Origin of the sequence: Noviherbaspirillum autotrophicum (assembly GCF_000818395.1) — a bacterium.
Taxonomy (GTDB): domain Bacteria; phylum Pseudomonadota; class Gammaproteobacteria; order Burkholderiales; family Burkholderiaceae_D; genus Noviherbaspirillum; species Noviherbaspirillum autotrophicum.
On the sequence record NZ_JWJG01000028.1, the window covers coordinates 4,460,959 to 4,479,655 of the forward strand.

Here is an 18,697-nt window from a genome sequence, read left to right on the forward strand (position 1 = left end):
GCAAGGACGGGGGAGATCAGCCGTGCTTCTTCTCGAACTCTTTGAGGTAGTCGACCAGCGACTGCACGCCGTCGATCGGCATCGCGTTGTAAATCGATGCACGCATGCCGCCCACCGACTTGTGGCCCTTGAGCTGCAGCAGCCCGCGCTCCTTTGCGCCGGCTAGGAAAGTATCGTTTAGCGACTCGTCCTTCAGGAAGAACGGCACGTTCATGCGTGAGCGGCAGTCCTTCTCGATCCTGTTGCTGTAGAAATCGGTTGAATCCAGATAGTCGTACAGCAGCGCAGCCTTAGCGATATTGTGTTGCTCCATCGCAGCAACACCGCCTTGCCTTTTCAGCCACTGGAACACCAGGCCGGCAATGTAAATCGCGTAGGTCGGCGGCGTGTTGTACATCGATTGATTTTCCGCCACCAGCTTCCAGTCGAACGCCGAAGGGCAGATCGGCAATGCGTGGCCGAGCAGATCATCGCGCACGATCACCAGCGTCAGGCCAGCGGGGCCGATGTTCTTTTGCGCGCCGCCATAAATTACGCCGTATTTCGACACATCGATCGCACGCGACAGAATATGCGAGGACATGTCCGCCACCAGCGGGGCGTGATTGGTCTGTGCCGCCACATCGGGCGCGTAATGAAATTCGACGCCGTCGATTGTTTCGTTGGTGCAGACATGCACGTAAGCGGGGTCGGCTGACAGCTGCCAGCTTTCGCGCGGCGGTATCGCGGTAAATTTGCGGCTTTCCGACGACGCAGCGACATTGACCGTGCAATACTTTTTCGCTTCCTTGATCGACTTGGTCGACCAGGAGCCGGTATTGATGAAATCGACCACCGCCGGTTGCGATTTGCGCCCGACCAAATTCATCGGAATGATCGCATTTTCGGCGATGGCACCGCCTTGCATGAAGAGGATCTTGTAATTTGCCGGCACGGCGAGCAGTTCGCGCAGGTCGCGTTCGGCCGCCTCGTAAATCGAAATGAATTCCTTGCCGCGATGGCTCATCTCCATCACGGACATGCCGCTGCCATGCCAGTCGAGCATTTCATCGGCTGCCTGCCGCAGCACTTCCTGCGGCAGGACAGCCGGACCGGCGGAGAAGTTATAGACGCGCGTCATTCTTCCTCCGTGCTGCCGTTTTCCTCTTCGACATCCGATTCGACGATACGCTGCAGGCCGGACAGCTTGGTGCCGTCTTCCACCGCGATCAGGGTCACGCCCTGAGTCGCGCGGCCCATTTCCCGGATTTCCGATACGCGGGTACGGATCAGCACGCCGCCGGTGGTAATCAACATGATTTCGTCGGTCGGCTCCACCAGCGTCGCGGCGACTACCTTGCCGTTGCGCTCGCTCGTCTGGATCGCGATCATGCCCTTGGTACCACGTCCGTGACGGGTGTACTCGGTGATCGGCGTACGCTTGCCGTATCCGTTCTCGGTCGCGGTCAATACCGTCTGCTGTTCATTTTCCGCCACCAGCAATGCAATCACCTGCTGGCCCTCTTCCAGGCTCATGCCGCGCACACCACGCGCGGTGCGCCCCATCGGGCGCACGTCGTTTTCGTCGAAGCGCACCGCCTTGCCGGCGTCCGAAAACAGCATTACATCGTGCTTGCCATCGGTCAGCGCAGCGCCGATCAGATAGTCGCCTTCATCCAGGTCGACAGCAATGATGCCTGCCTTGCGTGGGTTGGAAAATTCGGTCAGCGGGGTCTTCTTCACGGTGCCGAGTGAAGTCGCCATGAACACGTAATGATCTTCCGGGAAGCTGCGGTTCTCGCCTGACAGCGGCAGCACGACAGTGATCTTTTCTCCGTCCTGCAACGGGAACATGTTGACTATCGGCTTGCCGCGCGAGTTGCGCGAACCTTGCGGCACTTCCCATACCTTCAGCCAGTACATGCGGCCGCGATTGGAGAAGCACAGGATGTAGTCGTGCGTGTTGGCGATGAAGAGCTGGTCGATCCAGTCATCTTCCTTGGTCGCCATCGCCTGCTTGCCGCGGCCGCCGCGCTTCTGCGCGCGGTATTCGGACACCGGCTGCGACTTCATGTAGCCGGCATGTGACAACGTCACCACCATGTCCTGCGGCGTGATCAGATCTTCGGTGCCGAGGTCGGTCGGATTCAGTTCGATGGTCGAGCGGCGGCCATCCTTGTTGGCGTCGCCGTATTCATTCTTCGCTGCGGTCAACTCATCAGAAATGATCGCGGTCACACGCTCCGGACGCGCCAGGATATCCAGCAGGTCGGCGATCTGCGCCATCACTTCCTTGTATTCATTGACGATCTTGTCCTGCTCCAGCCCGGTCAGGCGCTGCAGGCGCATCTGCAGGATTTCCTGCGCCTGTTCGTCGGACAGCTTGTATAAGCCATCGTTCTGGATACCGTAGTGCTTGGGCAGATTCTCAGGACGGAAGGCGTCGATGCCGCCCGCGTTTTCGGCACCGGTACGCGCCAGCATCTCGCGCACCAGCGACGAATCCCAGGCACGCGCCATCAATTCCGATTTTGCAATCGGCGGCGTCGGGGCTGCCTTGATGATCGCGATGAAATCGTCGATGTTGGCCAGTGCCACCGCCAGGCCTTCCAGCACGTGGCCGCGCTCGCGCGCCTTGCGCAATTCGAACACGGTGCGTCGCGTGACGACTTCGCGGCGATGCGACAGGAAGCACTCCAGCATCTGCTTCAGGTTCAGCAGCTTGGGCTGGCCGTCGACCAGCGCCACCATGTTCATGCCGAACGTATCCTGCAGCTGGGTCTGCTTGTACAGGTTGTTCAGTACCACGTCCGGCACTTCGCCGCGCTTCAATTCGATCACGACGCGCATGCCGGACTTGTCGGATTCGTCGCGGATGTCGGAAATGCCTTCCAGCTTCTTGTCGCGCACCAGTTCAGCGATACGCTCGAGCAGCGACTTCTTGTTCACCTGATAGGGCAATTCATCGACGATGATCGCGGTACGCCCTTCGCGGCCGAACTCCTCGAAATGCGTCTTGGCGCGCATTACGACGCGGCCGCGGCCGGTGCGGTAACCGTCGCGCACGCCGGAGACGCCATAGATGATGCCGGCAGTCGGGAAATCCGGCGCGGGAATGATCTCGATGAGCTCATCGACCGTGCATTCCGGAGTGCGCAGCACATGCAGCGCGCCGTCGATAACCTCGGCGATATTATGAGGCGGGATGTTGGTCGCCATGCCGACCGCAATGCCCGAGGAACCATTGATCAAGAGGTTCGGGATGCGGGTAGGAAGAACGGACGGCTCCTTTTCCTTGCCGTCGTAGTTCGGCACGAAATCGACCGTCTCCTTTTCGATGTCGGCAAGGATTTCGCTGGCGATCTTGTCCAGTCGGCACTCGGTATAACGCATTGCCGCAGCATTGTCGCCGTCGATCGAGCCGAAGTTACCCTGACCATCGACCAGCGTATAGCGCAGCGAAAAATCCTGCGCCATGCGCACCAGCGTGTCGTAGATTGCCTGGTCGCCGTGCGGGTGATATTTACCCATGACTTCACCGACGACACGCGCGCACTTTACATACGGACGGTTCCAGACATTGTTCGTCTCGTGCATCGCATAGAGCACGCGGCGATGCACCGGCTTCAGGCCGTCGCGCACGTCCGGGAGTGCGCGCCCCACAATCACGCTCATCGCGTAATCGAGATAGCTCTTGCGCATCTCTTCTTCGAGGGAAATCGGGATTGTCTCTTTGGCGAATTGATCCATTGGCGAGTCGGCTTATCCGTGCTGAAGTTGGCAGAATTTCGTGGCGTTGAAGCTGCAGATGAATGCAGGACACCAAACATTGGATTTTAGCATGCCGCCCAAGGCGTCAACCCGGCGCCTGCGCGGACGTCTACGCGAAACCGCCTGAAAGTCCCGCTCTTAAAAATGTGTTCAAATCAAACCTTACAAGAGGCACAATACCGTTCTTGCAAAAAATACCCGATCGCAAAAAACCATGCTCAAAACACTCGCCCTCGGCCTCTTCCTCAGCGCAGCGGCAAGCGCCCTTGCCCAAACCGCTACCGACATCCAGGCGAATCCAACCCATAGCGCATACCTGCAAGACAGCCGCGGCGTGATCGCGCGCAGCCCGTTTGGACTGTGCTGGCGCACAGGAACGTGGACGCCTGCGGATGCCGTTGCCGGCTGCGATGGCGAACTGGTGCCGCCGATCGTCAGACCGACCGCCCCCGCGATTGTCCCGCCTGTGGCCATGCAACCCGCGGCCGCGCCAATTGCAATACAGCGCTGCGATTTCACCGTAACGCTCGGCAGCGACCAGGCATTCACCTTCAACAAAGCAGTTTTAAGCACGACAACCAAGAAGCGGATTGACGACGAAGTCCTTGCTCGACTTGGCAATTGCGCCAAGATCGATCTCATCATGGTGACTGGGCATTCCGATCGCCTTGGATCGCAACAATACAATCAGAAACTGTCGGAAAAGCGCGCCACTGCGGTTGCCGACTATTTGAAGAGCAAGGGCGCAACGGCGGAAATCGAGACGCTGGGCGCAGGCAAGACACAACCAGTCCAATCATGTCCCGACACGCTTGCACGCACCCGGTTGATCGCCTGTCTGGCACCAAACCGGCGTGTAACGATCGAAGTACGTGGAACCGCTCGATAATTGCAAGCACCAAAGAACAACTCAGCGCCCTCCAAATATTTTTGGAAACGCCAGCCTTTTTTGATTGCTCGTAGCGAAAACACAACAACAGATTAAAAACATATTGCCATTGATGCAGCAACAATCGTTGTAAATCAAGCCTATGGCAAAATGTTGTTAATCAAAGTGCATTGCAAGTGAACAACCTTATAAAAGAATAATCTAACCGCGTGTGGTAATATCAGATTTGAATGTTGTTTATTTGTTGCGCAGTTTATCTGCGGATATCTCCAACCAAGAGGAAAAATATGAATAAATTAGCAAAACTCGTCTTTGCTGCGTCCGCAGTTGCTTCGTTTGCAGCATCCGCTCAGCAAGATATCAAGGCAAATACTCCTAACAGTGCATATCTGCAGGATTCCCGTGGCGTAGTCGTTCGCAGCCCGTTTGGTCCTTGCTGGCATACCGGCTACTATACTCCGGCTGATGCCGTCGGTGGCTGCGATGGCGAAATCGCCAAGGTCGCTCCGGTTGCAGCTCCGGCTCCGGCTCCGGCTCCGGCCCCCGCACCGGCTCCTGCTCCCGCACCTGCCCCGGTTTCCGAAAAAGTCACTTTTGCAGCAGATGCCTTCTTCGACTTTGATAAGGCTGTTCTGAAGCCGGACGGCAAGGCTAAGCTGGACGACTTGGTTTCCAAACTGCAAGGCATGAACCTGGAAGTGATCATTGCCGTCGGCCATACCGACTCCATCGGCACCGACGCCTATAACCAGAAGCTGTCGATCCGCCGTGCGGAAGCGGTCAAGTCATATCTGGTATCGAAGGGCGTTGAATCCAACCGTGTCTACACCGAAGGCAAAGGCGAGAAGCAGCCGGTAGCCTCCAATAAGAACGCTGCTGGCCGTGCCAAGAACCGCCGCGTGGAAATCGAAGTGGTTGGCACCCGCACCAAATAATCGACTTGCTCGATAAACAACCCCGCTTCGGCGGGGTTTTTTTATGACTATGCTTTTGTCACATATGCCTGCAGTTCGTCTTTAAACGACAGCAGGCCATTCCTAATCCCGCTATCATTTAACTTATGAACGCCGATCCTCTAGAGCTGCAAAAATTTAGCGATCTCGCCCATCGTTGGTGGGATCCGACTTCAGAATTCCGTCCGCTGCACGAAATTAATCCGCTACGCCTCGAGTGGATTAATGCACGTGCCCCCTTGGCAGGAAAGATGGTTGCCGATATCGGCTGTGGCGGCGGCATTCTGGCCGAATCCATGGCAAAAAAAGGGGCGCAAGTGACTGGCATTGACCTGTCGGAGAAAGCATTGAAAGTCGCCGATCTGCACAGCCTGGAATCAGGTGTGCAGGTGCGCTATGAAATGATCTCGGCAGAAGCACTGGCGGCACGCGAACCGGGCCGCTACGATGTGGTGACTTGCATGGAAATGCTGGAACATGTGCCTGATCCGGCTGCAGTCGTGCAAGCCTGCGCGACATTGGTCAAGCCGGGTGGCCATGTGTTTTTCTCAACCATCAATCGCAACCCGAAGGCATATCTCTTCGCCGTCATCGGTGCAGAATATCTATTACGCATGCTCCCCAAGGGAACTCACGATTACAGCAAGTTCATCACCCCGGCGGAACTGGCGCAGTTTGCCCGCAGTGCCGGACTGTGCACTGACAGCCTGAAAGGCATGACCTATAACCCATTGACCAAGATATATTCACTTAATCAGGATACCGATGTGAATTATTTGGTGGCTTGTTCACTCCCCGCATAACCCTTCCGACCGGGCGGCGCAGCACACGACGTGCGCCCAGCCTGATCACTGACGAACTTCAACATGCATCTGACCGCACCTCGCGCCATCCTGTTCGACCTCGATGGCACACTGGCCGACACGGCTCCCGATCTGGCCGGGGCCATCAACAAGGTTCGCACCGATCGCGGACTGGCTCCGACCCCCTATGAACAGTTACGTCCGGTGGCGTCCGCCGGTGCGCGCGGGCTGATCGGCGCCGCTTTCGACCTGAAGCCGGAAGACCAGGGGTATGACGATTTGCGCGTCGCCTTCCTGGCTAATTACGAAGCGGCTATCGCAGTGGACAGTCGCCTGTTCGACGGCATTTCCATCCTGTTAAAGGGTTTGCTGGAACATGATTTATCCTGGGGGATCGTTACCAACAAGGCAGCGCGCTTTACCGACAGGCTGGTGCCGTTAATCGGCTTGCAGGACGCATGCTGCATCGTGTCCGGCGATACGACGCCGCATTCGAAGCCCCATCCGGCACCGCTCCTTGAAGCGGCAAGCCGGCTTGGACTTGCGCCAACCGCGTGCTGGTATGTCGGAGACGATTTACGTGACATCCAGGCAGGACGGGCTGCAGGCATGGCGACGATTGCAGCGGGCTGGGGCTATTGCGGCAATATCGAGCCCACATCCTGGGGCGCGGACGCGGTCATTGCCACGCCATACGATTTGCTGGAATTAATTCGCGCAAGGCAATAGCACTGCCTGTAGAGGGCTTGCGGACGCGGGTTCGGTTTCCGCAGCTCCAGTAGTACGCTGTATCAACACGTCCGCCGATGGACCGAAAACCACCTTTCTTCCCATAAGAAAGAAGCGGCATTTTTGTCTTTAGCCAGGTTAATCAAACCGCTTTATTTCGGCGCACTTTTCGGTTGTGCCGCTTCAATCGATTGCAACGTTGCATATGCAGCATCGCGCCAGGGGCCGCCCAGCGCGATGGCCTTTTCCGCCGCAATCCTTGCTTCATCGAATTGCCCCAAGTCTGCCAATACCGTCGCCAGATTATTAAACGCCGCACCGCTGTCGGGGTGCTGTTCGGCGGCACGGCTATAAGCCGTTGCTGCGCCAGCGCGGTCACCCAACGCATAGGCCGTATTGCCATAGCCGAGCTGCAGTGTCAGGTTTTGTGGCCAACGTCGCAGAGCCGTTGCGTAGGCTTGATGGGCGCGGGCTGCAGTAGCGCTCTTTTCCAATGCGACCAGCGCGGAAACCACGCTTGCTTCGTCTGCAGAAGCCGGCAGGCGATCCGGAGGCAAGGTCACCATGCCCCAATATTTCCCTCTGGCCCAGGTGTGCTCGAAAGTGGATAGCGGCAATACGAGACGTTCAGTTGTCCCCGAACGCAAAATAATTTCTTCACGATCCAAGTCGTAGCCGATGACGACTGCATAGTGCCAAAGTGGCGCCCATTGCAGACTGAGATTTTGCAGCACGAGAACTGGATTGCCTGCCGCGACTTCAGTCAGCAAGGCATCCATCTGCGGTGCAATCGTCACGCTCAATGCGCCATGCCGCCGGCCCGCCGCCAGCATTTCAGGCTGCAAGCTGCCTTCGCGTTGTGGCACATAGACTTGCGACACCAGCGCATCCGGAGTTGCTGCAATGCCGGCGGCATTGAGTGACATCGCAAGGGCTGCCGGGCCGCACTGGTAGCGCTCTTGGGGATGGAATGGCGTTGTGGCCAATTCGACCCGGCGCGGCAAGCTTTCCGGCGCATGCTGGAGCAAGGCGCGCGTCTGGGTCGCACAACCGCTCACCAGCAGGGCAAGGACGAACAACACGACCGGCATGCACCACGGCCGACCGTGTTTGCTGCCGGCCTGCACTTAGCGGTGCGAACGCGTGAACGGGAAGACCTTCGTCAAACCGAGAATGTCGGTGACCAGCAGGACGAAGAAAATCACCAGCAGCGCGCCGACGATATCGCCGCCGGCGGGCAGGCTGTCGATCTGGTGCGCAAGCGTCGCGGCTTCCTCATCGGTCAGCGCCGCAACGCGTGCCTGCGCATCAGCCTTGTTGACCCCCATTTGTTCCAGTTGCGCCAACACCTCAGGACGATTGAACGCAGCAGTAATTTTTGCCTGGTTTTGCTGCGCGGCCGCGCTGGCGTGAATCTGCTCGGTGCCGATGATGGCTGCCTGGACGGTCTGAGTAAACCCGACAGATCCGAAGGCCATGAGCAGAACGTAGATGAACAAGCGCTTCATTTTTTGAATCATTTTTTCCTCTTCGGTCATGTTGAAGGTGAACCCCAAGCCTGGCGATCGTGCCCAATCGCCGTCATCCGCATGAAGTTGTTCCGCCATTTCCTAGTTTCCATCAAGGTACCGGAATGGCTTGGAACAATTATAAGTAAACTAACTTGCCTGTCGATCCCAAGTCGCCACCAGATAGTAACCAGACGTAACAATGCCTATGGCCAAGGCATCGGATTGACATCCCTGTATTGCGCAGCACCGGCAGGGATTCCGGGTGCCGTCGACCCGGTTTCTCCCTCGCCCAACTTGGGGCCGGCGATTTCGCTGATTTCGCGGCGCGCTTCGCTAAAATCCGACGGCAATAACGGAAATTCTTTCTTGGGCCAGTTGGCAATTGCCCATCGCGTCAATTCTTCAAACCGCTGCGTCAATTCGGATGCATAGCGGTCGCATTCTTCCTTGCTTGCCATATTCAATCCTGTCTGCTGATACGATGGTTGCCCTTACCGGTGGGACTGGATAGGTGCTTAGGTCTTGCGTTCGATTTTCTCGGGGGCGGGTGTGATTTCTTCCACCTTGCTCGCGTTATCCGGTACGACATCGGACGGCAATCCGATATCGTCAATTCCGATCGCATTGTCTTTCGTTCGTGCGGCACGCGGGTCGCCTCCACCCGGCTCGACGTAGCTCTTTTGTTCGTTCTTCATGTCACGCTCCAAACAAATTTAGACGAATTGCCAACAGCTTGGTTCGACGCTAAAACATCTCGACCGCCGGTGCACCTCAGAACTATCGCCGGACCCGAGCATCTTAGAAATTGAGCGGAAGCCGATGCCGGCAATTTGACGCTTCCGGACACGTTAGACAGGAGCATCTCGCATGGCAAAAGACCCAAAGCATTTCATGAACGAAGCGGATATTGGCAGCGGAGAAAAGTCGGCTGGACAACTCGATGTCGAGAACGATGTCCGGTCGGTAAAAGGAACGCCACTAGGCGAGCCTTCTACGACACAAGGTGGCGAACAGGCGGCGCCTGGCCGCATATTGCGGAGCGGAACGCACCTAGCGCGCATTTTCGCCAAGCCCCAGCCCGATGGCAGCTTTGAAGCGCAAGTGTATGTCAGGCTGACGCGCGAACCGGAAGTGGCGGAAACCTATATTCCCGCCGGGGTGTATGCGTCGGAAGCGGAAGCCTGGGACGCAGCAGAGAATCGCGCGAAACGCGCCATCCAGGAACATGAATTCTGAGCACTTGGTAAGTGCGTAACTGCATCCCGCACCTCATTGAAAAATGCGCGCATGGAGGTTGAACCCGAGGGTCGTTACAATATGGCCTTTTACGCTGACCTTCCATGCCTGACAATCGCCCCGGCCGGTCAACCGGCACATTCCTGAAAACAAGCCTTGTCCTTGGTGCGGCCATGGCCTTCGGCATGGCAGGCTGTTTCACCGACAAGGGCGCGCAGGAGCAAGCCGCGCAAGCAGTGCGGCTGACTGACAAGGGCGTGACCGTGTATGCGGCAGGCGACGTCGCCGATTGCAGCAATTTCAAGCCGCAATACAGCGGTGCCGCCAAGACTGCGGCATTGATCGCGGCAGGACTAGACAAAGACAAGGACGCCGCCGTACTGCTGTTGGGCGATGCGACCTATCCGGTCGGGCTTCCCGCCGAGTTCGCCACCTGCTATGAGCCGACCTGGGGCCGGTTCAAGCAGCAGACCTATCCGTCGCCCGGCAATCACGAGTATTACACGCCCGAGGCAACCGGCTATTACGGCTATTTCGGCGAGGCCGCAGGACCGGCACGGCGCGGCTACTACAGTTTTGATATCGGCAGCTGGCATGTCATCTCTCTCAACAGCAATCTGAAGTCGGCAGGGCAACAAGCGCAGCTGGAATGGCTGAAGAACGATCTTGCACAGCATAAAACGCGCTGCACGCTAGCCTACTGGCATCACCCGGTATTTAGCTCCGGCGGACATGGCAGCAGTGAACGCATGCTGGATGCATGGAAGATGCTGGTTGCAGCCGATGCCGACCTGGTGTTGGTCGGACATGATCATGATTACGAGCGCTTCGCCCCGCAGGACGGCGATGGCAATCGCGATGACCGGCGCGGCGTGCGCCAAATCGTGGTCGGCACGGGCGGCGCGCATCTGACGCCGTTTCGTTTTCGCAAGGCCAATAGCGAAGTCAGCGACAACCTCACGTTCGGCGTACTAAAGCTAAGCTTGAAGGAACTCGGTTATGAATGGGAATTCGTGCCGACCGCCGACGATGGCTTCCGGGATCGCGGCACGGCGCTGTGCCACTGATGCATGGCGCAGCCTGCGAGTCGTCGCAGGTAAGACGGGGCGTGCGCAAGCCTGGATCGATAAAGGTTCAAAGGAGGCGTCATCAACATGAACGCAAACAGCAAGCAAGCACTACGTCTTTTCTATGCGCTGTGGCCGGATGACTTGACGCGCGGCGAACTCGTGCGGCTGCAACAAGCACTACAGGGCCGCAAGATCCCCTACAGCAATCTCCATATCACGCTGGCGTTTCTCGGCCAGCAGCCGACCGAGCAACTCCCCGTACTGCAGGACATCCTCATGCACCTGCCAAGCGCCTCAATGACGCTGACGCTCGACCGGGTTGGCTACTTCAGCAGGAATCGGATTGCCTGGGCCGGCATGCACGAGGTACCCGCTGCGCTCCTCGGCTTGCAGCAGCACCTGACACAAGCCCTCGCGCAGCGCGGCATTGCCTTTGATAGCCAGCTCAAGTTCAAGCCGCATATCACGCTGGCGCGCGACGCCGAAGCACCACCAGATACGGTCTTTACGCCGATTGCCTGGAAAGCGGACCAGGTCGCTCTGGTGCAATCGGAAATGAAACAGGGTGGTTCATCCTATCAAGTGCTGGCGTCGCGCCGGATCGATCATGAGGTATGGATACCGGGCGACGCCGGCAATTAAGCCTGTTAAGCCTGCTTGAGCGCGGGCGCACCCTCGCCCTGGGCAGCGTCTTTCGTGCCGGACTGGGCCAGCTTGCGCAAGACATGTGCGGCCGCAACCAACCCAAAGCTGGCAGTCACGACCATCGCCGAGCCGAAACCGGCGCAGTTCAGCCCGCTGATGCCGGCCGCCTGCTCGTCGCCGGTCTCGCACGACTGCGCCTCGGGAAAGCGTAACGGTTCGGTGGAAAACACTGCATCAATGCCGAACTTATTCTTGCTCCCGCGCGGAAAACCATGGTGTGCGCGCAAACGCTTGCGCACCTTGGCCAGCAGCGGCTCCTGCTCCGTGCGCGACAGATCGCGGATCTCGATCTTGGTCGGATCGATTTGTCCGCCGGCGCCGCCAATCGTTATCAATGGAATCGCGTGTGCGCGGCAATAAGCGATCAATGCCGTCTTAGCGCGCACATTATCGATGGCATCGATCACATAGTCATAACGGCCAATGCCGATCATTTGCTCGAGATTGTCTTCCGAGATGAAGTCTTCGACCTCGGTCACTTCGCAGTACGGATTGATTTGCGCTATGCGCGCGGCAAGCGCCGTGACCTTGGCCATGCCCAGCGTATCGGTGAGTGCATGGATCTGGCGGTTGACGTTCGACTCCGCCACGTTGTCGAGATCGATCATCGTCACGCGGCCGATTGCGCTGCGCGCTAACGCTTCGACAATCCAAGAACCGACGCCGCCGACGCCGATCACGCAGACGTGCGCGGTACGAAAACGTTCGAGCGCAGCCGCGCCATACAACCTTGCGATCCCGCCAAAGCGCCGATCGAAATCGATATCGTTGGCAGAAAGATCAGAAGCCGGAGGAAGGGAAATAATTGCGTTCATTTCGCCATTTTAACGGAGAGCAAGCCGCGATATTTTCTTCTAGAATGTTTTTGTCGCGAATCTTTTTTCGCTGTTTCTTCGCCGCGCCTGCGTCGCCTTTCCGTGTTCCCTTCCGCGCCACTGCTGCAGTTAATCTTCGTATCACTCCTGGCGCACAGCGCCTTGGCCGGCGCACGCATCACGACCTCGCTGTATGCGCTGTCGCTGCATGCATCCGAATTCACCATCGGCACGCTCATTGCGCTGTTCGCCTTGTTCCCCATGCTGTTGGCGGTTTCCGTGGGACGCGTCATCGATCGCATCGGCATCGTACGTCCGATGCTGGCGGGCTGCGCCGCGATTGCTGTCGGATGTGCAATGCCAAGCCTGATCGGCGGCTTGCCGGTGCTGTATTTCGCCACGATCCTGATCGGCACCGGCTTCATGGTGGTGCAGGTCGCGGCGCAACATACGGTAGGCGCCGTCAGCGCGTCGGAGCAGCGCGCATCCAACTTCAGCTGGCTCGCGCTCGGTTTTTCGATTTCCGGCTTCTGCGGCCCGGTCATTGCCGGACTCATGATCGACCATGCACACTTCAACATTGCCTATCTGACCTTTTGCATGATCGCGCTCAGCGCATTGGCGCTAACCGCTTATGGAAGGCTTTGCCGGTTCCATCCTGCCGCACATGAACAGCGAGCGGACTCCGGCAGCGCGATGCAACTGCTGCGCGACAAGGAGTTGCGGCGCATTTATGTCGTCGGCACCCTGCTTGCCTCGGCTTGGGACTTGTTTACCTTCGTGCTGCCGATTCACGGCTCGCATCTCGGATTTTCCGCATCGACGATCGGATTGATTCTCGGCTGCTTCTCCGCAGCGACGTTCGTGGTGCGCTTGGGCATGCCGTGGATTGCGCGCCGCTATAGCGAGTGGCATGTCCTAACGGTGGCGCTAATGCTGGCCGTGGCGTGCTATGCGCTATTCCCGCTGATGCGGCAGCCGGCGGCGATGATGGGGGTCGCCGCCATGCTGGGCGCTGCGGTCGGGTCGAGCCAGCCGAACATGCTAGCGCTGCTGCATCATGCAGCCCCGTCGGGGCGAGGGGCGGAGGCCGTTGGTGTACGCATCACCATCGGCAATGCGTGTCAGGTCGTTCTGCCGCTTGCGTTCGGCGGCGCCGGGGCGGCGTTGGGGTTACCGGCGGTATTCTGGGCGATGAGCGCGATGATTGGCGCTGGCGTGCCGTCCGCATGGCACAAGGCGTTTCGCAGGTAGCCGCAACACGCGCGGCCGATCCCGAAAAAATTGATTCAAGACAAGGCACGCAAAAGAGGCGGTGCAGTATTTTTAGCCTTCCGCAGCAGCATCTCGCGACGCGAAGAATATTGCGCCAATTGCAATTTGGCATATCGGTGATAATACTGTTTACTGCAACACCGATTTGCCGTGCACTTACAGATACAGGAATCCAGATGTCGTCGATAGCCGATTTACGTAAAGAATACAGCCGTGCCAGCTTGTCTGAAGACGAGGTACTGCACAATCCGATCGATCAGTTTTCCAAATGGCTGGGCGAAGCGCTCCTGGCGAAAGTGCCGGAAGCAAATGCCATGACCGTATCGACGGTCGGCGCCAACAATCGTCCGTCTTCGCGCATTCTGCTGATCAAGGATGTTGATCAGCGTGGAGTCACGTGGTTTACGAACTACGAGAGCCGCAAAGGCCATGAGTTAGCGCAAAACCCGTACGCGGCTCTGCTGTTTTACTGGATCGAACTGGAGAGACAAGTACGCATCGAAGGCCGGGTCGAACGCATCTCCGATGCCGAGAATGATGCCTACTTCCAGAGCCGCCCGTTGAAAAGCCGTCTCGGCGCCATCGCTTCGTCGCAAAGCCGTCCGGTTGCAAGCCGGGCAGAGCTGGAAGCACGGGTCGCGGAAGTGGAACAACAATATGGTGACCATCCGGTTCGTCCCGCGCACTGGGGCGGTTACCGGCTGACGCCGGATTACATCGAATTCTGGCAAGGTCGTCCGTCGCGCCTGCATGATCGTATTGCATATGTCTTGCAGGCAGACGGCAGCTGGAAACGGCAAAGGCTGCAACCGTAAAGCACGCTATTCCCCGCAGCCGACCGACATGGCATTACCCGATTCCGGCGCGTTATCCGGCGCGCACGGATTCACTGGCGGATCCAACGGCTCGACGGAGGACATGGCATGTTCTGGGAAAAAAAGCTTGGAAGTTGGGTAGACAACATACGCGGCCGCGCCGCGCTGCCGCTGCGGCTCGAATTATGGAACGGGCAGCAGCTCGATTTCGGCCAACACACGCCCCATGTCACTGTCAGGGTGCCGCACGCCTCGGCGCTCACTTACCTGCTTACGCCCTCCCTCTTCAACCTCGGCCAAGCCTATGTCGAAGGCAAGATCGAAGTCGAGGGACGCGTCAATGAAATCATCTCCGTTGGCAACGCCCTCGCCAGATACACACTGAAGCAGGAAGGCAAGTTCGCGCGCATCGCCCGCTCCTTCCATCACACCAGGAAGATCGACGAGGAAGCGATTCGCTACCACTATGACGTGTCGAACGAGTTTTACAGCATGTGGCTGGATAAGAACATGGTGTATTCATGCGCTTATTTCGAGCATGGTGACGAAGACCTCGACACGGCGCAGCTCAAGAAGATCGACCACATCCTGACCAAAATACGGCTGCAGCCCGGCCAGACCCTGCTCGACATCGGTTGCGGCTGGGGAGCGCTGGTCATCCGTGCCGCCGAAAAATACGGTGCCAGATGCGTCGGCATTACGCTGTCGCAAAATCAGTGTGACCTAGCCAGGGAACGCGTTGCACGCGCCGGCCTGTCGGACCGTGTCGATATCCGGCTGGAAGATTATCGCGACGCGGGCGGAACCTATGACCGCATTACCAGCGTCGGCATGTTCGAGCATGTCGGTGCCAGGAACCTGCCGCTCTACTTCTCGCGAATGCGCGAATTGCTGGCAGATGATGGCGTGGCAATGAACCACGGCATTACGACCACCGATCCCCGCGACGGCGAAACCGCGTACGGCGGCGGCGAGTTCATCGCAAAATATGTATTCCCCCAGGGCGAGCTGCATCATATCGGCACGGTGCTGCGCACTATGCAGGAAGGCGGGCTGGAAGCGCTGGATGTGGAAAATCTACGGCGCCACTATGCAAAAACCTGCAGCGCCTGGGCCGATAATTTCGAAACGAATGCAGAGCGGATCAAGCCGCTGGTGGATGCAAAGCGCTTCCGGATCTGGCGCGTCTACCTTGCCGGCTGTGCCTATGCGTTCATGCAGGACTGGATCTCGCTCTATCAGATCTTGTGCACCAAGGCCGGACGCGACGTATCGTCCTTGCCATGGTCGCGGCGGTACATGTACGACGCATGAGCGCGCTGTGACAGGCTTTACAACAGGCGCTATACAGCGCTACGTCAGCTCGATCTTCGCCGCGTACTCCCGCAATTTGTCCATGCCAGGCTCCTTGCGGGGCCACGTCAGGTCGACGCCGTCGTTGCTGTAGCGGGGCAGCACATGCAGGTGCAGGTGCGGCACCGTTTGCCACCCGGCCGGCTTGTTGGCTTGCAGGATGGTGATCCCCTCGGGTTCGAATGCCCGCTGAACCGCCTTTGCGATCCTGTTTGCAGCGCGCATCATCGCTGCCGCCGACTCTTCATCGGCATCCATCAGCGTTTCGTAGGGCGTTTTCGTGACGACCAGCACATGCCCCGGATTGACCTGCCCGGCGTCCATGAAGGCGAAGACCAGGTCATCCTCGTATACCTTCGCGCATGGGATCTCGCCCTGGATGATTTTCGTGAAGACGGTTGTCATTGCAATCCTTTATTCCGGCGCATTGAGCTTGTCGGCGAAGACCTTGCGGAATTTGGCCACCTTCGGCGCCACCACAAAAGCGCAATATCCTTGCAGCGGATGCTGGCGGAAATAGTTCTGGTGGTAATCCTCGGCCTTGTAGTATTCCTGCGCAGGACTGAGCTCGGTCACGATGGGAGCATCCCAGACATTGGCCATTGCGGCGATGACCTGCCTGGCGGTCTCCTGTTGTGCGGGCGTGTGATAAAAGATCACCGAGCGGTATTGAGTACCAACATCGTTGCCCTGCCGGTTAGGTGTCGTGGGATCGTGGATGGTGAAAAAGATTTCGAGTAGCTCGCGGTAACTGACGATCTCCGGATCGAAACTCACCCGCACCACTTCTGCATGGCCGGTCGATCCCTCGCATACCTGTTCATAGGTTGGATTCGGAACGTGCCCGCCGGCGTACCCGGATTCCACGTGCTGTACGCCCTTCAATTCCTGGTAGACGGCTTCCAGACACCAGAAGCATCCGCCGCCCAGTGTCGCTGTTTCAGTCGCCATGATCCACTCCCTTTGTTCCCTTTCTATGACTTTAGCGCAAACGCATGAAACTGCCTATCGGATTCCCGACATATCGATAATCCGGCGCACCCCGCGCTCTCCAGGGCAAGAAAATGCGCAGTGATTCCTCCGCCGGTAGGAAAGTGACCGAATGTTCAGGTACAACAGCAACGCCCCTGCACTCGTGTATCATTTTTGCATGTTTTCCAGCAAGTAGAGATGACCCCATGCTGCATGCAACCACCCTCGTCGACTCCCTCAAGCGCGAACTGAAAGCGCGTGGTATCACCTATGCCGACTTGGCCGCGCGGATCGGCATGTCGGAGGCAAGCGTCAAGCGTATGTTCTCGCAAAAGAATTTCACACTGCAACGACTGGATGAAATACTGAAAGCGACCGAGATCGATTTCCGCGACATCGCGCTGATTGCGCACGACGAGTCGCGGCTGATTTCCGAGCTGAGCTTCGCACAGGAAAAGGAAATCATCGGTGATACCAAGCTGTTCCTGATCGCCGTCTCCGTCCTGAACCACCTCACCGTGGACCAGATCGTGCAGACCTACCAGGTCACCGATGCGGAAGTGGTGAAGTATCTGATACGCCTGGATAAAATCGGCTTTATCGAACTGATGCCAAACAACCGGGTGAAACTGCTGGTGTCGCGTACCTTCCGCTGGATTCCGAACGGCCCGATCCAGAACCATTTCCGCGAGCAAGCCTACAGCGATTACCTTGAATCGAAATTCGACGGCGATCATGAGGTGATGCGTCTTGTTAACGTCATGCTATCGAAGCGATCGATTGCGGCCCTGCTCGATCGCCTCAAGCAAGTTGCGCGCGAATTCTCGCAGCAGCATCAGGAAGATGCGAAGCTGCCCTATGACGACCGCTATTCGATCAGTTTCATGCTGGCGGCACGTCCATGGATGCCAAAGGGATTCAAGGAATTGCTGCGGCCCCGGCAGGCCACTCCCAAGCTGGTGCGCCCCAAATAGGCCGCGTGCCAGAATGCGCATTGCAGCTCGTCCGGCCGGCTCCCACAGTGACAACGTCTTTTTGGCATAATGACCAAAATTTCATGGAAATCAGATGTCAAAACGGCCTTCCGGCGCGGTGCCGCCCGAATTCGACTCGCGCCACTTCCGCCAGGCGTTGTCGCAATTTGCCACCGGCGTCACCATCATCACCACGCGCCTGCCTGACGGCACCTTCCTGGGACTGACTGCAAGCTCCTTCAATTCCGTCTCGCTCGACCCGCCGCTGGTATTGTGGAGCCTGGCGCAGACAGCAAACAGCCTTCCGGTATTTACCGGCAACTCGCATTACGTCATCAACATCCTCGCCGGCGACCAAGTCGCCCTCGCAGAGCGTTTCGCCATGCGCATCGAGAACCGCTTCGAAGGCGTCGATTTCGAACTCTCGCATACCGGCCTACCGATCCTGAAGGGCGTATCCGCCTGGTTCGAATGCCATAACCGCAGCCGTTATCCCGAAGGTGATCACGTGATTTTCGTCGGCGAGGTGGAGCGCTGCGACGTCACGCCAAAACCGGCATTGGTATTCCATGGCGGAGAGTTTGCATCGACCCAGCCCTTGCATCGGCGCCACGAAAAAAATCCTCCTCAACATAAACCCAAGGACCCACGATGACTTCGCCACCCTCCAAAGCACGTTTTCACTGGGACGACCCGCTGCTGCTGGACCAGCAGCTGACCAACGATGAACGCATGGTGCGCGACGCGGCCAACGCCTACTGCCAGGACAAGCTGGCCCCGCGCGTGCTGGAAGCCTTCCGTCACGAGAGCACCGATCCCGCCATCTTCCGCGAGATGGGCGAGCTCG

Annotated in this window: 22 protein-coding genes; 13 read left to right on the top strand and 9 right to left on the bottom strand. The window is 58.1% G+C overall.

What is annotated here, in order from left to right:
• Positions 1-16: 16 nt before the first annotated feature.
• Positions 17-1,120: a 3-phosphoserine/phosphohydroxythreonine transaminase gene (gene serC, locus TSA66_RS21950; RefSeq protein ID WP_040041528.1), complete on the bottom strand. Its 1,104-nt coding sequence runs from the start codon at positions 1,118-1,120 to the stop codon at positions 17-19.
• Positions 1,117-3,729, bottom strand: a complete 2,613-nt coding sequence (gene gyrA / locus TSA66_RS21955) for a DNA gyrase subunit A (RefSeq protein ID WP_040041529.1) — start codon at positions 3,727-3,729, stop codon at positions 1,117-1,119. Before gyrA ends, serC begins: the two co-directional genes overlap by 4 nt.
• A gap of 235 nt (positions 3,730-3,964) precedes the next feature.
• Here gyrA and TSA66_RS21960 point away from each other — a divergent pair, with 235 nt between their 5' ends.
• The 4 genes from TSA66_RS21960 (at position 3,965) to TSA66_RS21975 (ending at position 7,124) form a co-directional block, all read left to right on the top strand.
• On the top strand, positions 3,965-4,639 hold the full coding sequence (locus TSA66_RS21960; protein ID WP_040041530.1) for an OmpA family protein: 675 nt from the start codon (positions 3,965-3,967) through the stop codon (positions 4,637-4,639).
• A gap of 287 nt (positions 4,640-4,926) precedes the next feature.
• Positions 4,927-5,574: an outer membrane protein OmpA gene (ompA, locus tag TSA66_RS21965; RefSeq protein WP_040041531.1), complete on the top strand. Its 648-nt coding sequence runs from the start codon at positions 4,927-4,929 to the stop codon at positions 5,572-5,574.
• 125 nt (positions 5,575-5,699) lie between these two features.
• Positions 5,700-6,395: a bifunctional 2-polyprenyl-6-hydroxyphenol methylase/3-demethylubiquinol 3-O-methyltransferase UbiG gene (ubiG, locus tag TSA66_RS21970; RefSeq protein WP_040041532.1), complete on the top strand. Its 696-nt coding sequence runs from the start codon at positions 5,700-5,702 to the stop codon at positions 6,393-6,395.
• 63 nt (positions 6,396-6,458) lie between these two features.
• Positions 6,459-7,124 (top strand): HAD family hydrolase, encoded by a 666-nt coding sequence (locus TSA66_RS21975; RefSeq protein ID WP_040041533.1) that lies wholly within the window; start codon positions 6,459-6,461, stop codon positions 7,122-7,124.
• Positions 7,125-7,276: 152 nt separating this feature from the next.
• Here TSA66_RS21975 and TSA66_RS21980 read toward each other — a convergent pair whose 3' ends face one another.
• The 4 genes from TSA66_RS21980 to TSA66_RS21995 form a co-directional block, all read right to left on the bottom strand.
• Positions 7,277-8,215, bottom strand: a complete 939-nt coding sequence (locus TSA66_RS21980) for a PA2778 family cysteine peptidase (RefSeq protein WP_040041534.1) — start codon at positions 8,213-8,215, stop codon at positions 7,277-7,279.
• 36 nt (positions 8,216-8,251) lie between these two features.
• Positions 8,252-8,731, bottom strand: a complete 480-nt coding sequence (locus tag TSA66_RS21985) for a PA2779 family protein (RefSeq protein ID WP_198358869.1) — start codon at positions 8,729-8,731, stop codon at positions 8,252-8,254.
• A gap of 107 nt (positions 8,732-8,838) precedes the next feature.
• Positions 8,839-9,093: a hypothetical protein gene (locus TSA66_RS21990; protein WP_040041535.1), complete on the bottom strand. Its 255-nt coding sequence runs from the start codon at positions 9,091-9,093 to the stop codon at positions 8,839-8,841.
• Positions 9,094-9,150: 57 nt separating this feature from the next.
• Positions 9,151-9,330, bottom strand: coding sequence for a hypothetical protein (locus tag TSA66_RS21995; RefSeq protein ID WP_040041536.1), 180 nt, complete (start codon positions 9,328-9,330; stop codon positions 9,151-9,153).
• 172 nt (positions 9,331-9,502) lie between these two features.
• On the opposite strand from TSA66_RS21995, the gene TSA66_RS27890 reads away from it, so the two are divergent.
• The 3 genes from TSA66_RS27890 to thpR all read left to right on the top strand — a co-directional run bounded on the left by TSA66_RS27890 (position 9,503) and on the right by thpR (position 11,583).
• Positions 9,503-9,871: a hypothetical protein gene (locus TSA66_RS27890; RefSeq protein ID WP_232429516.1), complete on the top strand. Its 369-nt coding sequence runs from the start codon at positions 9,503-9,505 to the stop codon at positions 9,869-9,871.
• 104 nt (positions 9,872-9,975) lie between these two features.
• Positions 9,976-10,938 (top strand): metallophosphoesterase family protein, encoded by a 963-nt coding sequence (locus tag TSA66_RS22005; RefSeq protein ID WP_232429517.1) that lies wholly within the window; start codon positions 9,976-9,978, stop codon positions 10,936-10,938.
• A gap of 87 nt (positions 10,939-11,025) precedes the next feature.
• Positions 11,026-11,583, top strand: a complete 558-nt coding sequence (gene thpR / locus TSA66_RS22010) for an RNA 2',3'-cyclic phosphodiesterase (protein WP_052452516.1) — start codon at positions 11,026-11,028, stop codon at positions 11,581-11,583.
• Between the two features lie 5 nt (positions 11,584-11,588).
• On the opposite strand, the gene tcdA is transcribed toward thpR, so the two are convergent.
• Complete coding sequence (tcdA, locus tag TSA66_RS22015; protein WP_052452517.1) at positions 11,589-12,461, bottom strand: tRNA cyclic N6-threonylcarbamoyladenosine(37) synthase TcdA; 873 nt, start codon at positions 12,459-12,461, stop codon at positions 11,589-11,591.
• Positions 12,462-12,563: 102 nt separating this feature from the next.
• Between tcdA and TSA66_RS22020 the strand changes: the two genes are divergently transcribed.
• The 3 genes from TSA66_RS22020 to TSA66_RS22030 all read left to right on the top strand — a co-directional run bounded on the left by TSA66_RS22020 (position 12,564) and on the right by TSA66_RS22030 (position 15,865).
• Complete coding sequence (locus TSA66_RS22020) at positions 12,564-13,715, top strand: MFS transporter (protein WP_332309954.1); 1,152 nt, start codon at positions 12,564-12,566, stop codon at positions 13,713-13,715.
• A 197-nt stretch (positions 13,716-13,912) separates the two neighbouring features.
• Complete coding sequence (gene pdxH, locus TSA66_RS22025) at positions 13,913-14,551, top strand: pyridoxamine 5'-phosphate oxidase (RefSeq protein ID WP_040041537.1); 639 nt, start codon at positions 13,913-13,915, stop codon at positions 14,549-14,551.
• 108 nt (positions 14,552-14,659) lie between these two features.
• On the top strand, positions 14,660-15,865 hold the full coding sequence (locus TSA66_RS22030; protein WP_040041538.1) for an SAM-dependent methyltransferase: 1,206 nt from the start codon (positions 14,660-14,662) through the stop codon (positions 15,863-15,865).
• 39 nt (positions 15,866-15,904) lie between these two features.
• Here TSA66_RS22030 and TSA66_RS22035 read toward each other — a convergent pair whose 3' ends face one another.
• A complete protein-coding gene (locus tag TSA66_RS22035; RefSeq protein WP_040041539.1) occupies positions 15,905-16,309 on the bottom strand; it encodes an HIT family protein in 405 nt (134 codons plus the stop codon).
• A gap of 9 nt (positions 16,310-16,318) precedes the next feature.
• Complete coding sequence (gene msrA, locus TSA66_RS22040; RefSeq protein ID WP_040041540.1) at positions 16,319-16,855, bottom strand: peptide-methionine (S)-S-oxide reductase MsrA; 537 nt, start codon at positions 16,853-16,855, stop codon at positions 16,319-16,321.
• A 227-nt stretch (positions 16,856-17,082) separates the two neighbouring features.
• Here msrA and TSA66_RS22045 point away from each other — a divergent pair, with 227 nt between their 5' ends.
• From TSA66_RS22045 to TSA66_RS26420, 3 genes are all read left to right on the top strand, one after another.
• Positions 17,083-17,850, top strand: a complete 768-nt coding sequence (locus tag TSA66_RS22045) for a helix-turn-helix domain-containing protein (RefSeq protein ID WP_040041541.1) — start codon at positions 17,083-17,085, stop codon at positions 17,848-17,850.
• A gap of 94 nt (positions 17,851-17,944) precedes the next feature.
• Positions 17,945-18,505 (top strand): flavin reductase family protein, encoded by a 561-nt coding sequence (locus tag TSA66_RS22050; protein ID WP_052452519.1) that lies wholly within the window; start codon positions 17,945-17,947, stop codon positions 18,503-18,505.
• Positions 18,502-18,697, top strand: a 196-nt coding sequence (locus tag TSA66_RS26420; protein ID WP_332309955.1) for an acyl-CoA dehydrogenase family protein, incomplete at its 3' end; no start/stop codon positions are given. The genes TSA66_RS22050 and TSA66_RS26420, both read left to right, overlap by 4 nt.